General features: G+C 71.7%; 11 protein-coding genes. 7 read left to right on the forward strand and 4 right to left on the reverse strand.

The window, feature by feature from the left end:
• Positions 1–57 precede the first annotated feature (57 nt).
• On the forward strand, positions 58–609 hold the full coding sequence (locus tag ACZ5WE_RS31295) for an FHA domain-containing protein (RefSeq protein WP_467688111.1): 552 nt from the start codon (positions 58–60) through the stop codon (positions 607–609).
• Positions 610–670: 61 nt separating this feature from the next.
• Here ACZ5WE_RS31295 and ACZ5WE_RS31300 read toward each other — a convergent pair whose 3' ends face one another.
• Entirely contained in the window at positions 671–1,921 is a 1,251-nt protein-coding gene (locus ACZ5WE_RS31300; RefSeq protein ID WP_467688109.1) for a M14 family zinc carboxypeptidase, read from the reverse strand.
• Positions 1,922–2,084: 163 nt separating this feature from the next.
• Between ACZ5WE_RS31300 and ACZ5WE_RS31305 the strand changes: the two genes are divergently transcribed.
• Positions 2,085–3,242: a cytochrome P450 gene (locus ACZ5WE_RS31305; protein ID WP_467688107.1), complete on the forward strand. Its 1,158-nt coding sequence runs from the start codon at positions 2,085–2,087 to the stop codon at positions 3,240–3,242.
• Here ACZ5WE_RS31305 and treY read toward each other — a convergent pair.
• Positions 3,222–5,675, reverse strand: a complete 2,454-nt coding sequence (gene treY / locus ACZ5WE_RS31310) for a malto-oligosyltrehalose synthase (RefSeq protein WP_467688105.1) — start codon at positions 5,673–5,675, stop codon at positions 3,222–3,224. The two genes, ACZ5WE_RS31305 and treY, sit on opposite strands and share 21 nt — an antisense overlap.
• Before the next feature lie 81 nt (positions 5,676–5,756).
• Here treY and ACZ5WE_RS31315 point away from each other — a divergent pair, with 81 nt between their 5' ends.
• Entirely contained in the window at positions 5,757–7,061 is a 1,305-nt protein-coding gene (locus ACZ5WE_RS31315) for an MFS transporter (RefSeq protein WP_467688103.1), read from the forward strand.
• Here the strand turns inward: ACZ5WE_RS31315 and glgX are convergent.
• Complete coding sequence (glgX, locus tag ACZ5WE_RS31320; RefSeq protein ID WP_467688102.1) at positions 7,058–9,169, reverse strand: glycogen debranching protein GlgX; 2,112 nt, start codon at positions 9,167–9,169, stop codon at positions 7,058–7,060. The two genes, ACZ5WE_RS31315 and glgX, sit on opposite strands and share 4 nt — an antisense overlap.
• A 296-nt stretch (positions 9,170–9,465) precedes the next feature.
• Here glgX and ACZ5WE_RS31325 point away from each other — a divergent pair, with 296 nt between their 5' ends.
• From ACZ5WE_RS31325 to ACZ5WE_RS31340, 4 genes are all read left to right on the forward strand, one after another.
• Positions 9,466–10,131 carry a Tat pathway signal sequence domain protein gene (locus tag ACZ5WE_RS31325; RefSeq protein ID WP_467688100.1) on the forward strand — a complete coding sequence of 222 codons (666 nt, stop codon included), beginning with the start codon at positions 9,466–9,468 and terminating at the stop codon, positions 10,129–10,131.
• A 54-nt stretch (positions 10,132–10,185) separates the two neighbouring features.
• Positions 10,186–11,517, forward strand: a complete 1,332-nt coding sequence (locus ACZ5WE_RS31330) for a copper amine oxidase (RefSeq protein WP_467688098.1) — start codon at positions 10,186–10,188, stop codon at positions 11,515–11,517.
• Positions 11,518–11,620: 103 nt separating this feature from the next.
• Complete coding sequence (locus ACZ5WE_RS31335; RefSeq protein WP_467688096.1) at positions 11,621–12,862, forward strand: SAV2148 family HEPN domain-containing protein; 1,242 nt, start codon at positions 11,621–11,623, stop codon at positions 12,860–12,862.
• Positions 12,863–12,997: 135 nt separating this feature from the next.
• Positions 12,998–13,723: an exonuclease domain-containing protein gene (locus ACZ5WE_RS31340; RefSeq protein ID WP_467688094.1), complete on the forward strand. Its 726-nt coding sequence runs from the start codon at positions 12,998–13,000 to the stop codon at positions 13,721–13,723.
• Positions 13,724–13,727: 4 nt separating this feature from the next.
• Here the strand turns inward: ACZ5WE_RS31340 and ACZ5WE_RS31345 are convergent, their stop codons facing one another.
• Positions 13,728–14,582: a phosphotransferase enzyme family protein gene (locus ACZ5WE_RS31345; protein ID WP_467688092.1), complete on the reverse strand. Its 855-nt coding sequence runs from the start codon at positions 14,580–14,582 to the stop codon at positions 13,728–13,730.
• Between the last annotated feature and the right edge of the window lie 83 nt (positions 14,583–14,665).

A 14,665-nucleotide genomic window follows, 5' to 3' on the forward strand; every position in this document is an offset into this window, starting at 1 on the left:
TCGCGGTCGTTCCGCGTTTTCTGGACACCCCGGCCGAGCTGACCGACAATCAGCAGGGTGACGTCGTCCTTTGAGATCCACACGTACCCCGCGCGGCTGACCGACGCCGAGCGCGACAGGGCGCTGAAGGTGCTCAGGGAGGGCGCTGCACTCGGCAAGCTGTCGCACGACACGTTCGTGCGGCGCATGGAGCTGGCGCTCGCGGCCCGTCAGCCCGACGAACTCGCCGCGCTCACCGCCGATCTGCGGACCGAGGGACGCTTCTCACGGGCGGTGTTCGGCACCGTCGGCGCCGTCTCCGGGTTCACCGTCCGGCTGCGCAGGGCCTGGCAGGCCGAGAAGCTGCCGAAACTGCTCCTGCCGGTGCCGGGGAACCCGCATCCGCTGCGGATCGGCCGCGACCCCGCGAACGGCCTCAGGCTCAGCCACGAGACGGTCTCCCGGGTGCACGCCGAACTGAGCAGTCAGGGCGGCATGTGGGTGCTGCGCGACCTCGGGTCGACCAACGGCACGTCGGTGAACGGCCGCAGGGTGATCGGGGCGGCCGTCGTCCAGGACGGCGACCAGGTCAACTTCGGGACGATGGGCTTTCGGCTCTCGGCTTCGTGAAGCGCCTGCAACTCTCGGTTCCGTGAAGCCCTCCGGGGGCAGAGGCGTGCTGTGCGGGTGGTCAGTCGCTCTCCACGCGCGCGTGGCGCGCGGCCGCGACCGTCGTCCGTGACTGGTGCTCGACCTGGTCCTCCAGTGGCACCCAGCGCGCCCTGAAACGCTCGGCGAACGCGTCGCTCCAGTGCAGGACGAGCCGCTCGAGGCGGGGCGCGGCCCGGTCGCCCGCCGAGTCGAGGACCCGCAGCAGCATCGCGGCGGCCCGCAGCGGAAGGCGGCGCCCGAAGGCGTCGACGCTGCCGATGTACGCCATCGACGTCCCCGCGGGCGGCAGCCGCGCCCAGTCGTCGGCCAGGCCGGGCACCAGGTCGAGCGCCCAGCGCGCGGCCCGCAGCAGCGGCCCCTGCGCCTCCGGGAGCCGTGGCAGCGCCTCGTCGAGGATGTCCTCGACCAGGCGCGCGTCGCGCCGCAGCCGCTGCGAGAAACCGCGCAGCGCACGCACCGGCGAGGGGTGGACTGCCGCGTCGTCCACGAGGTCGCTCGCCCACATGGGGACCTCGACGATGGCCGTCAGGCCGCCGTACCGGTGGGCGTGGTGCCAGGTGGTGTGCCGGGCGTCCTCGGGGAGGCTCGGATAGGCGGCCGCCGAACCGGGGCCCGGCAGCACATGGACACCGGGCCCCGAAACCGGCCAGCCCGCGGCATCCGAAGCCCCCGTCTCCACCGGTATGTGCAGCTCCGCCGCGGACTTGGCGAACGGCTCCGCGAGCCCCGGGATGTCCCGCGTCAACTGCACCCAGCTGCCGCCGAGATCGGTGCCGTGTAGCGACACCTGCAGGTAGGGCCGCAGTTCGTCGATGACGCCGGTCAGGGCCCGGGTCTCGGGAGGCAGCCGGTCGGGCGGAAGCACCGAGGGGGACCACTCCGGCTGCTCGGGCCCCGCGGGGCGGAAGAAGTGCCGGTGGTAGTCGAACAGGGTGCGCGGGGCGGGCGTGCGGTGCAGGTTCGCGCCGTCCGGGTCGGCGCACAGGAGGAAGTGCCAGGAGGTGTCGGCGCGCAGGTCCTCGTCCCGCAGGGTCCACTCCGCGAGGTGCAGCAGCGTCGAACCCCCGGTCGGCTCGTTCGCGTGCGCGCCCGCGACGACCAGGACGGCGCGCGGTGAGCGGCCGACGGACAGCAGGTGCAGAGGTCTCCCGGCGCGTGACGCACCCACCTGGCGCAGGGTGCTGAGCTCGGGGCGATGGGCCACCAACTGCCGTGCGGACAGCACGAGTTCGGCCACATTGGGATAGCGCTGCTCCGCCAGTTGACTCACCCCCGTCTTGTCCGCTGACGCAACCCGCAGTACGCCACGCGGTCGGGCACGTGTCAAGCGCGCGACCCAAGGGATGTCACCCCACGTCGGGCTTGTCCGACAGCATCACCCGAATGGGTGTATGGGGACTGCGCGGGCGGCCCTTTGGTGATGCCCTGAATCCGTGTCCTCGAGAACCGTGTCGTCGAGCTCGGCCCCTCGCGGGCACCATCCGTCACCGGCTCCGCCGAGTTCGTTCTCCATCCCCGGACGGGCCGAGATCCCCAGCCTCCTGGCCCCCGGCGTCGAGCGTGATCCCTATCCGCTCTATCGCACCCTCCGCCAGAGCTTCCCCCTCGTCCGCGACGAGCTCCTCGGGGCCTGGCTGCTCAGCCGGTACGCGGATGTGCGGGCCGCACTCGTCGACACCCGGCTCGGTTCGGCGGGCCCTTGGCCGAGCCCGTCCCACCAGGCGCTCATGGAGCCCGCGCTGCGGGCCGCCGCCGAGCGCACCGCCTTCGTCCTCGCCCGGCGCATAGCAGGGCGGCACGAGGTCGACCTCGTCGCCGAGTTCAGTGCCTGGCTCCCCGCGGCCGCCGCCGTCGCCGCGCTCGGGCTGCCCTGGGAGGACGCCGCGCGGGTGCAGGAGTGGTGCCGTACGGGGCCCGCACAACCCGGCGTCGCCCACCCGGAGTTGGCCGCGCTACTGCGCCCCCATGTCGCACGGCGACGCGCCCACCCCGGCGCCGACCTGCTCTCCGTGCTGTGCGGGGCCCGCGTGGACGGGCGGGCGCTCTCCGACGCCGGCGTCACCGGACTCGCCGGGACACTCCTCACCGGTGGCGGCGATTCCACCTCCCTCGCGCTGGCCTCCTTCCTCGCCAACCTCCTCGACCACCCGGCCCAGTTGGCCCTCGTGCGCGCCCGCCCCGGGCTGATACCCGGCGCCTGGGCGGAGTCCCTGCGGCGCGATCCGCCGGCCCCCGTCGTGTTGCGCCGCGCGACCGCGCCGATCACCCTGGGCGGCGCCACGCTGCCGACGGGGGCTGTCGTGGCCTGCCTCATCGGCTCCGCGGGGCGCGATCCGTTCCGCTTCGCGGAGCCCGACCGCTACGACATCTTCCGCGCGGACCCGGCGGACCCGGCGGATCCCGCGCATCTGGCGTTCGGCGCGGGACGGCACTCCTGCCCGGCCGCCGCCCTGGCCGGGCTCGTCGCCGAGTGCGGCCTGCTGGCCCTGCTCGACGCCATGCCGGGCCTGCGCTGGGCGCCCGGCTTCAGGCCCGCGCCCCGGGGCCTCATGGCGCGGGCGCCACGCCTCCTACTCGTCCACCCCGGTTGAGCCCTCCGGCGAGCCCGGCCCCGTCGGGACCCGCTCCAGAAGCACCACCGGCAGCTCCCCGAAAAGCTCCTCCACGCGCGCGTGCCCCGTGAACTCCCGCCCCCGGGTGAGCAGATCCGCCCACCGCCCCTGCGGAAGCTCCAGTTCCGTGGAGCGCCAGCCGCCCGCCTCGGCCAGCCGCAAGGAGAGCCGGGTCACCGCCGCGATCACCGCTCCGGAGCGCGCGAAAGCCACGCAGTGCGCCGCACCGGGACCCCGCGCCGCCAACGGCTCGTACGTCGCCGCGCCTCCGAACAGCTCCGGGCGCCGCCTGCGCAGCCGCAGTGCGGTCGCCGTGAGCGCCAGCTTCTCCTCGGAGAGGTCCCAGCGGTCACGGTGCTGCTCCAGGTACTCCAGGACGTGCGGCTGGAACCGCACGGGACGCCGGTTGTCCGGGTCCACCAGGGCCCGGTACTCGCCCTCCGTGCCCTGGTATACGTCGGGCACCCCGGGCATCGTCAGCTGGAGCAGCGCGGCCCCGAGGACGCTCGCCCGCACATGGGGCCGCAGGGCGCCCGCGAACTCCGCCACCGTGTAGAGCGGCGGCCCGCAGGGGCCCGCCTCCACGAACGCCGTCACTGCCTTCTCGTACGCCTCGTTCGGCTCGGTCCAGCTCGTGTGCAGGCCCGCCTCGCGCACGTGCTTGAGCAGGGCCTTCTGCAGCCGTTCGTCGTAGGGGAAACCGAAGCCGACGGCCGTCTGCCAGGCCGCCCAGGCCAGTTGGGGGTCCGGCGCGCTGGTGCCGCCCACGCGCGCGGTCTGCTCGGTCACGTCGACCAGGAGGTCGGCCCACCGCTCCGGGCACTGCGTGAGGACGGCGATGCCCGCCCGCACATCGGCGCTGCGCTTCGTGTCGTGCGTGGTCAGCACCGTCCCCGCGTACGGCCAGTCGCGCTGCACGCGCGCGCAGTAGGCGTGAAAGGCCTCCGGGGACACCGCGGGGCGCTCGGGAGTGCCGCCCACCTCGGCCGCCGACAGGAGCGGCGCGTGCCGGTAGAACGCCGTGTCCTCGACGGCCTTGGCCCGCAGCGCCGACGAGGTCTGCGCGAACCGCGCGCGAAAGCCGTCGACCGCCGGCCCGGACCCAAGACGCCCCAGGGCCAGGTCCCGTACGACATCGACCGCCTCGGCCTCCTCGCGCACGGCGAAGGCCGCCTTGGCCTCCTCGGCGGCCCCCACCGTGAGCACCGAAGCCGGTTTGGCGCCCCCGCCGACGTAGGGCCGGTAGACGGGAAGCCGCACGAGCAGCTCCAGGAGCGCTGTGCGCAGGGCCCACGGCGCGTGGTCGCGCAGGGCGGGGTCCCCGGCGCAGAGCGCGGTCGCCTCGCGCGTAAGGCGGTCGGTCTCGGCCGCCAGCTCATGGGTGAGCACCTTGTACGCGGCCCGCCGCACCGTAGCGCCCCAGTCGCCGCCCCGGTCCACCGCCGGCGCCGTGAACCGCCGGTACTGGCCGAGGAGCTCACCCGCCCCCGCCGGGTCCGTGAAGAGGCCGTCCAGATGGCGCAGCGCGTCGTATCCGGTGGTGCCCGCGACGGGCCACGCGGCCGGCAGCCGCTCCCCGTCGGCGAGGATCTTCTCGACGACCGTCCAGCGCCCGCGTGTGGCCTCCTGGAGCCGCTGGAGGTACGCCCCCGGCTCGGCGAGCCCGTCGGGATGGTCGACGCGCAGCCCCTCCACGACCCCCTCCCGCAGCAGTTGGAGGATCTTCGCGTGGGTCGCGTGGAACACATCGGGGTCCTCGACACGCACCCCGATGAGGTCAGAAATGGTGAAGAAACGCCGGTAGTTGAGCTCTGTACGGGCAAGCCGCCACCACCCGAGCCGGTACCACTGGGCGTCGAGGAGCTGTGGCAGGGGCAGCTCACCGGTGCCTTCGCGGAGGGGGAACGCGTGTTCGTGATAGCGCAGCACGTCGCCGTCCACCCGCAGGCGCTCGAGCTCGTCCCCGACCCCGCGGCCGAGGACCGGGAGCAGCACGCGCCCGTCGCCCGCGTCCCAGTCGATGTCGAACCAGCGCGCGTACGGCGACGCGGGGCCCTCCCGCAGAACCTCCCAGAGGGCGTGGTTGTGGCGCGGCACCGCCGCCATGTGGTTCGGCACGATGTCCACGACGAGGCCGAGCCCGTGCGCCCGCGCGGTCCGCGCGAGGGACCGCAGCCCCTCCTCGCCGCCCAGCTCGTCGCGCACGCGCGCGTGGTCCACGACGTCGTAGCCGTGCGTGGAACCCGGAACCGCCTCGAGCACCGGCGACAGATGCAGATGCGAGACCCCCAGCGAAGCCAGGTACGGGACGGCCGCTTCGGCGGCATCGAAGGGAAACTCCGGCTGGAGCTGCAACCGGTAGGTGGCGGTGGGCGGCGGCGGAACCGCGGGCTCTGAGCGCTCAGGCGTCATGCGAACGTACGTACCCGCCTGGCGGGCTTTCGTGCCATCGACTCATGCTTCTGGCCGTCACGGTGTCGCTAGCTTCGGACGATGGCTGCAAAAGTACAGGTCGCACAGGACGGGCCGGCGGAGGGCCAAGAGGACCGGGAGGACCGGGGCGCACCCGGGCTCCTGGACACCTACCGGGAAGTGATCGGGCACACCGGAGCGCTCCTTCCGGTGATCTCGTTCCTCGGCAGGCTCCCTGTGGCCATGATCCAGTTCGGCAGTGTCCTGCTGGTCACCGAGACCAGCGGATCGCTCGCCACGGGCGGCGTGGTCGCCTGCGCCCTCGCGCTCGGCCAGGTGACCATGGGCCCGCTCGTCGGCCGCCTCGCCGACCGGCGCGGCCAGCGCGCCGTCGTCCTCGCCTTCTCGCTGCTCAACGCCGTGGCGATCGCGGTGTACACGCTCGGCGCCCTCATCGAGCTGCCCACGCCCGCGCTGGTCGTCCTCGCCGTGCTCGCCGGCGCGAGCATCCCGGGGATCGGCCCGCTGGCCCGCGCACGCGCCGTCCCGCTGGTCCGCCGGGCCGGCGGAGACGACCGCCTCGTCAACACCGTGCTGTCCCTGGAGAGCACCATGGACGAGCTGTCCTTCGTGCTCGGCCCCGCCCTGGTGGGCCTGGCCGCCGTGGCGGGCCACCCGGCGTACGCCTTCGGTGCGGCCGCGCTCCTGGTCGCCGTCTGCGGCTCCGGCTTCGCGCTGCACCCCACGGGCCGGACGGCGCGGGCCGCACAAGAAGCGGCCCACGCGACGGGGCAGGCTCCACGCGCGCGTGGCGGCCGGCAGCGCCTTCCGCGGGCGGTCGTCGTCGTACGCGTCGGGCTCGTCTTCGTCGGTGTCCTGCTCGGCGCCTGTGGAGCGGGCATCACGGCCCTCAGCGAGGAGTTGGGGCAGCCGGGCCAGGCAGGACTCGTCTACGCCGCCATGGGCGTCATGAGCGCCGTCGTGGGGCTCTCCATGGTCGCGCTGCCCGAGCGCTTTGGCCTGTACGCGCGCTGGCGCGTGGCGACGGCCGCCGCGGCGCTGCTCTCGCTGCCCCTGGTGTGGACGGACAGCATGACGGGCCTGTACCTCGTGGTGACCGTCTTCGGCGCGATCTTCGCTCCGAACCTGATCACCGGCTTCGCGCTCACCGAGCGCTCCTGCCCGCCCCAGCGCCTCGCCGAGGGGATGACGTTCGCGGCGAGTGCCTTCGTCGGCGGCCAGGCGGTCACGCTCGCCGTGGCGGGCCGCCTGGCCGAGTCACACGGCCCCGGAGCGGCGTTCGCCCTCGGCAGCGCGGCCGCCGCCGTCGCGTTCCTCGTGGCGCTGGTCGCCCGCCCCCCGGCGGACGACAGCACGAACGCCTAGTTCGCGGGGCGCCGCAGCACGGTGAGGCTCCGGTCGACGAGCGTCAGGCGCTCCCCGGCCGCCGCCTTCGCCCCCGTGTCCGGCGCCACGCCCTGTGCCCGCGAGGTGTCCACGACCACCTGCCACTGGCGGCCGTGGTTGACCGGAACCACGAACTCCAGTGGTTCCGCGGAGGCGTTGAACATCATCAGGAACGAGTCGTCACAGATCCGCTCGCCGCGGGTACCCGGCTCGGAGATCGCGTTGCCGTTCAGGAACACCGTCAGCGCCCGCGCCTGCGACGCGTCCCAGTCCTCCTGCGCCATCTCATCGCCCTCCGGCGTGAACCACGCGATGTCGGACAGCTCGTCGTGCGTGCCCTCGACCGGGCGGCCGTGGAAGAACCGCCTCCTGCGGAAGACGGGGTGGTCGCGCCGCAGCCACGCCATCGCGCGCGTGAACTCCAGCTGAGTGCTCTCGCCCTCGGGCCAGCGCACCCAGGCGATCTCGTTGTCCTGGCAGTAGGCGTTGTTGTTGCCTCCTTGCGTCCGCGCGAACTCGTCGCCGTGGCTGAGCATCGGGACGCCCTGCGAGAGCATCAGCGTCGCGATGAAGTTGCGCATCTGCCGCTCGCGCAGCTCCAGGACGCCCGGGTCGTCGCTCTCGCCCTCGGCGCCGCAGTTCCAGGAGCGGTTGTGGCTCTCGCCGTCCTGGTTGTCCTCGCCGTTGCCCTCGTTGTGCTTGTCGTTGTACGACACGAGGTCGTGCAGCGTGAAACCGTCGTGGCAGGTGGTGAAGTTGATCGACGCCAAGGGGCGCCGCCCGTCGTCCTGGTAGAGGTCCGACGAACCGGTGAGCCGGGACGCGAACTCCGCGAGCGTGCGCGGCTCGCCCCGCCACATGTCGCGCACCGTGTCGCGGTACATGCCGTTCCACTCGGTCCACAGCGGCGGGAAGTTGCCGACCTGATAGCCGCCCTCCCCGACGTCCCACGGCTCGGCGATCAGCTTCACCTGGCTCACCACGGGGTCCTGCTGCACGAGGTCGAAGAACGACGACAGGCGGTCCACCTCGTGGAACTGCCGGGCGAGCGTCGCCGCGAGATCGAAGCGGAAGCCGTCCACGTGCATGTCGGTGACCCAGTGCCGCAGCGAGTCCATGATCATTTGGAGTACGTGCGGCGACCGCATCAGGAGCGAGTTGCCGGTCCCCGTGGTGTCCATGTAGTAGCGGGGATCGTCGGTGAGGCGGTAGTACGAGGCGTTGTCCAGGCCCTTGTAGGAGAGCGTCGGACCCAGGTGGTTGCCCTCGGCCGTGTGGTTGTAGACGACGTCGAGGATCACCTCGATGCCCGCCTCGTGCAGCGCCTTCACCGCCTGCTTGAACTCCAGGACCTGCTCGCCCCGGTCGCCCCAGGAGGCGTACGCGTTGTGGGGCGCGAAGAAGCCGATCGTGTTGTAGCCCCAGTAGTTGTTGAGCCCCATGTCGACCAGACGGTGGTCGTTCACGAACTGGTGCACCGGCATCAGTTCCAGGGCCGTCACCCCCAGTTGCACCAGGTGATCGATGACCGCCGGATGTGCGAGCGCCGCGTACGACCCGCGCAACTCCCTGGGAAGATCCGGGTGTTGCATGGTCAGGCCCTTCACATGGGCCTCGTAGAGCACGGTCTCGTTGTACGGGGTGCGGGGCGGCCGGTCGTCCCCCCAGTCGAAGTACGGATTGACCACCACGGACGTCATCATGTGCGGCGCCGAGTCCATGTCGTTGCGCTTGTCCGGGGCGCCGAAGCGGTAGCCGTACACCTCCTCGCCCCAGTCGATCCGGCCGCTGACCGCGCGCGCGTACGGGTCGAGAAGGAGCTTCGCCGAGTTGCAGCGGTGCCCCTGCGCGGGGTCGTACGGACCGTGCACACGGAAGCCGTACCGCTGGCCCGGCATCACGCCGGGCAGGTACGCGTGGAGCACGAACGCGTCGGACTCGCGCAGCTCGACGGCTGTCTCCGAGCCGTCGTCGTGCAACAAACAGAGCTCTATGCGGTCGGCGGCCTCGGAGAAGACCGCGAAGTTCGTGCCGGCGCCGTCGTACGTGGCACCGAGTGGATACGCCTGCCCTGGCCACACCTGCATGCATATGACTCTTCCACTACCGCCCCCTCGGCTCGGGGTCACTTCGCTCAACGTTCCCCGAAAGTGGGGCAACCACCCAGGAGTTGAGTCCGTCTAACCGATCGACCACATACTCGGTATGCCCATGAGTGGGACACCAGGGGAAGAAGGGGGAGGATGTGCGCGAACTAGTCAGACGCCATCTGGGGAAGGTAGTGGCGGGCACGGCGGTCGCTGTGGCCGCCACCGCCGTGATGGTAGGAATCACACTGCCCGGAACGGCCGGGGCGGGGGAGTCCCGGAGCCAGGACCGCAGTGTGGCCGCAGGAGCGGCGCAGCAGAACGCGATCCCGAAGGACGCGGTCGTCGAGGCCGCGCCCGAAGAGGGCGAAAAGGGCATCGGCAGCGACCCGTTGACCGACGACGAGATGAAGCGTGCCGAGCAGATAGCCATGAAGGGCGACGTCCGGAGGTCGGCCCGTGACGTGGAAGGGGACCGCGGCCCCCAGCTCCTCACGAGCAATCTGAGCGAGGTGGACCCGGCCGAGGCCGTCGATCCCGACAGGCCGCGCCGCGCGGACATCGTCTACTACGACTACAAGAACGACGCGATGGTCACCAAGACCGTCAATCTCGCCACCGGCAAGGTGGAGAACACCGACACCTCGCACGGTGTCCAGCCGCCCGCGGCCAAGGACGAACTCCGCGAGGCCGCACAGCTGTTGATCGCCGACCCGCTGGGCGCGGACCTCAAGAAGGACTACGAGGACGCGATGGGCAAGGAGCTCACCTCGCCCGACCAGCTGACCCTCAGCGCCTTCGTCTTCCACAAGGAGACCGTCGAGAAACTGCCGGCCCCGCTCGCCGAGTGCGGCGAGCACCGGTGCCTCAGCATCGTCAGCAAGGTCGTCAACGGCCCCTGGATCGACACCCGCGACCTCATCGTCGATCTGAGTGACCGCAAAGTCACCCGCCTCCGCTGAGCGACTAAGGCACCGCTCGCACTCTTTCGCTTCCGTACAAGGGAGTCATCTCGCATGCACGTGAACAGACTTACGCGCGCCCGCAAGCGCGCCTCCATCGGCCTTGCGGTCACCGCGCTCCTGGGTACAGCCGTCGCCGCCGCGGGCCCGGCGGGCGCCACGCAGAACGCCGCCAAGGACGCCCCCGCTGCCGCCGCCCCGGCCTGCAGCGCCGACTACCGCATCGAGCAGACCGTCGACGGCGGCACCACCTGGCGTATGTGCTGGCACTACAACACCAACGCCGGGCTCGTACTGGACAACATCTCGTACCAGCCGAAGAACGAGCCCAAGCCCATACCCGTCCTCACCAGCGCGCGCCTCGCACAGGTCCACGTGCCCTACGACGACGGCGACGCCGAGTACCAGGACATCACCGGCGCCAGCTTCGGCACGGACCTCGTGCCGTTGAAGCCCGCCGAGTGCCCCGGCGGCACCCTCAAAACCGTGAAGGTCGGCAGCTCCTCGCCCATCCCGGGCGGCAAGGTGAAGGGCCTGTGCACCACCACGCGCGCGCGTGGCCACGCCTACCGCATGACCCCGGACCTCTACGAGAAGCCGGACAAGGTCTACCAGGCGCAGGGCAAGGACCTGCTCGTCTACACCGTCAACCAGGCCTCCTGGTACGAGTACATCACCGAGTGGCGCTTCTCCTCGGACGGCACGATCACCTCGAACGTCGGCGCCACCGGCAGCCTCTCGCCCAGCGACTACGACGGTACCGACGGCCGCGGCTGGCCCATCGGCAAGGGCGCGAGCGACTACGCGGAGAGCCACAGCCACAACGTCTCCTGGCGCCTCAACTTCGGCCTCGACGGCTCCCCGAAGGCCAAGGTCGAGCAGTACGACTCCAAGGTGACGCCGCCCGCCGGGAACGGCAGGCCCAAGACGAAGACCACCCGCACCCCCGTCACCAAGGAACTCATCGGTGACGTCAAGGGCATGCGCTGGTGGCGCGTGGTGAGCACGGCGGGCAAGAACGAGGACGGCCACCCCAGGTCGTACGAGATCGTGCCGGGCCGCTCCGTCAAGCACCCGGGACGCGCCTACAGCAACCACGACGTGTACTTCACCGAGTACAAGAAGTGCGAGCAGTACACCAGCGACAACCTCTCATCGAACTGCGGGCCCAAGAGTGTCGACAAATGGGTCAACGGGCAGACGCTCAAGCACCCGATCACCTGGGTCAACATCGGGTTCCACCACGTCGCGCGGGACGAGGACCAGCAGCCCATGCCGGTCCACTGGCAGGGCTTCTCGATCGCCCCGCGTGACGTGACCGCTATGAATCCGCTCACTCCCGCGGACCTCGCCGACCAGAACGGCAATCCAGAGGGCGGTAGTTGAGAAAGCTCCCTCTCCATCCTGCTGCACCGGCCGCCGCTCCCGGAGTACCCTTCCTTGATCGTTGAACGGGGGAGTGCTCGGGGGAGCGGAAGGGGTGCGCTGGGTGAGCTCGGGAGGGCGGGAACTGCCCCCTGGTGACGAGGGTCACGAGGGGAGTTCCGCGGACGGCCCGCCCGGAGCGGTGTCCCTGGCGCGGCCGATGGAGATGGGATCCCAGATCGGACCCGAACTGGACTGGGGCGCCGACGCCTGGCGCGAGGTGCGCACACGCGCCCAGCGCGCCGGGCGGGCCTACATCTGGCTCAATCTCGTGGAACAGCGGCTGCGCGCGGTCGTGGCCGCTGTCCTGCGTCCCATCTACGAACCGGTCCACGCCGACGACTGGGTGGTCGCGGCCGCCGGGCCCGCCGGACAGGAGTGGGTGCAGCGGGCCGTCGCCGTACGCGAAGTGAGCCGCCGCAAGGGCTATTTGCTCGACCCGGCGGACGACAACGTCCTGAGCTTCCTCACGCTGCCCCAGCTGCGCGAGCTGATGGTGCAGCACTGGCCGTGCTTCGAGCCGTACTTCGACGACCGCAGGGACGTCGAACTCGCTCTGGACGAGCTGGAAGTGACCCGGAACGTCGTCTCGCGCAACCGCGCCCTGTCCACCACCGTGCTCGCCCAGGCGGAGCGCGCGTCGGCGAAGCTCCTGGACATACTCGGCACGGGCACCGACACACCGTCCGCGCGCCGGTTGCCCGTCGACGCCGTCGAGTCCCTGGTCGGCGACCGGTACGCCGACGTGGTGGGCGTCCATCCGGACCGGGTGCGGCTCCTGCGGCAGTTCCCCGCGGAGGACATCTTCGGCGGGGCCCGCCGCCTCGACGCGATCGGGATAGGCCTGAACCTCCTGGTCCAGAACTTCTCCGGACGGCGCCTCGTCCGGCTCGCCGAGTCCGGCTGCCGGGTGCGGCTGCTCTTCCTCAATCCGGCGAGCAGCGCGGTCAAACGCAGGGAGCGTGAACTGGGCCTGAAACGGGGCGAGCTGAGCCGCAGCGTCGAGATGAACATCCTGCACATGCGCCGGGTGCGGGCCCGCCTGCGTGACCCGGGTGCCTTCGAGATCCAGGTCTTCGACGAGACGCCGCGCTTCACCGCGTATCTGGTCGACGGGGACGGCGCGGACGGCATCGCGGTCGTCCAGTCGTATCTGCGCAGGACGCGCGGGATGGAGGCGCCGGTGCTGGTGCTGCGCGGCGGCCGCCGGGTGGTGAAGGCGGACGAGCCGGACGAGAGCGGACTTTTCTCGACGTACCGGGAGGAGTTCGAGCTCGCCTGGGCGGACTCGCGGCCGGTGTCCTGAGCCCGGTCTCCTGCTCCGTCAGCCCGGTCTCCCGCGCCGCTCCGGCCGGCAAGCGGAACGCGGACCTCGGATTGTCAGTGGCGCGTGGGATCGTGGTGGTCAATGGGGGAAAGCACCACAGAGAAGGGGGCGGCCATGGGCTGGCACCGGGAGCTGCTGATCGGTTTCGACCTGGAGACGACCGGGACGGACCCGCACGAGGCACGCATCGTCACGGGCGCGGTGATCGAGGTCAGGGCCGGCGAGGCGCTGGGCCGCAAGGAGTGGCTGGCCGACCCGGGGGTCGAGATCCCGGCGGAGGCCGTGGCGGTGCACGGCATCTCGAGCGAGCGGGCGGCGGCGGACGGCAGACCGGCCGCGGAGGTCGCCGACGCGATAGCGGCGGTCCTCGTGTCGTACTGGCAGACGGGCGTCCCGGTCGTCGCGTACAACGCCACCTTCGACCTGACCCTGCTCGCCGCGGAGTTGCGCAGGCACGGCCTGCCGTCCCTGCGCGAGCGCCTGGGCGGCGCGGAACCGGCCCCGGTCATCGATCCGTACGCGATCGACCGCTCCGTCGAGCGGTATCGCAAGGGCAAGCGGAACCTCGAAGCGGTCTGCACCGAGTACGGCGTGCTCCTGGAGTCGGCGCACGACGCCACGTCGGACGCCCTGGCCGCGGCCCGCCTGGCCGGTGCCATAGCCGAGCGCCACCCCAAGCTGGCCGCCTTCGGACCGGCGGAGCTGCACCGCCGCCAGATCGACTGGTATGCGCAGTGGGCGGCGGACTTCCAGAAGTTCCTTCGCAAGAAGGGCGAGACGGACGCCGTGGTGGACGGCACGTGGCCGCTGCGGGAGGAGTTCAGCGCGTCGGGGGTCTGAGGTCTCAGAACGGATACCACCGCACGGTCGCGTCCCCGTCCCGCAGCGACGCCACCCGACGGCGGAACTCGGCCAGGGCCTTCGGATTGGTGGGCGCATGCTGGGCGACCCACGCGCAGCTGGCCGTCTCCCGGGCGCCTCGAAGCACCGCGCACCCTTCCCACTCCCGCACGTCCCACCCGTACTCATCGACGAACCCGTCGTACGCGTCGGCGGGCAACCCGTAGCGGTCCCGGGACAGCGCCATGACGACCAGGTCGTGCTCGCGCAGATCGGAGGAGAACGTCTCAAGATCCACGAGAACCGGCCCGTCCGCGCCCACCAGGACGTTCCGGGGCAGGGCGTCGCCGTGGATGGCTCCGGGAGCGAGCCGCGGCGAAAGCGCCGATGCCGCCGCCTCGAACCCGTCCCTGCGCTCGCGCAGATAGTCCGCGTCCTCGACGTCGATCGCGTCGCCCGCGAGCCGCAGCCAGCGCTCCACCCCGCCGAGGAGCTCGCGCCGGGGCAGCTCGAACCCCGGTGCGGGCAGCGCGTGCACGAGCCGCAGCAGTGCGGCGAGGTCACGCGGCTCGGCGGGCCGCACGGCCTCCGGCAGCCGGTGCCACACCGTCACCGGATGCCCGTCCACGAGCCGGGGCTCCTTCTCCGCTGCCCGCACCGCGGGCACCCCCGACTCCTCCAGCCACCGCGCGACCCGCAACTCCCGCCGCGCACGGTCGAGAAGCTCGGGCGCCGCACGCCCGACCTTGACCACCGACCCACCACTGCCGAACACCGCGTTCTCGCCAAGGGCGAGCAGCGCCCCGTCCTGCTCAAGACCCGCGGCGTCCAGTACGTCCCGTGCCCGCGCCTCGTCCATCCGTTGCCTCCCGCACCGTTCGCTCCGTTCGCCACGTTCGCCGGCACAGTCTCCCATTCGCACTGGCCAAGCGGCTGCGAGGC

It is taken from the genome of Streptomyces sp. NPDC033180 (assembly GCF_055577645.1).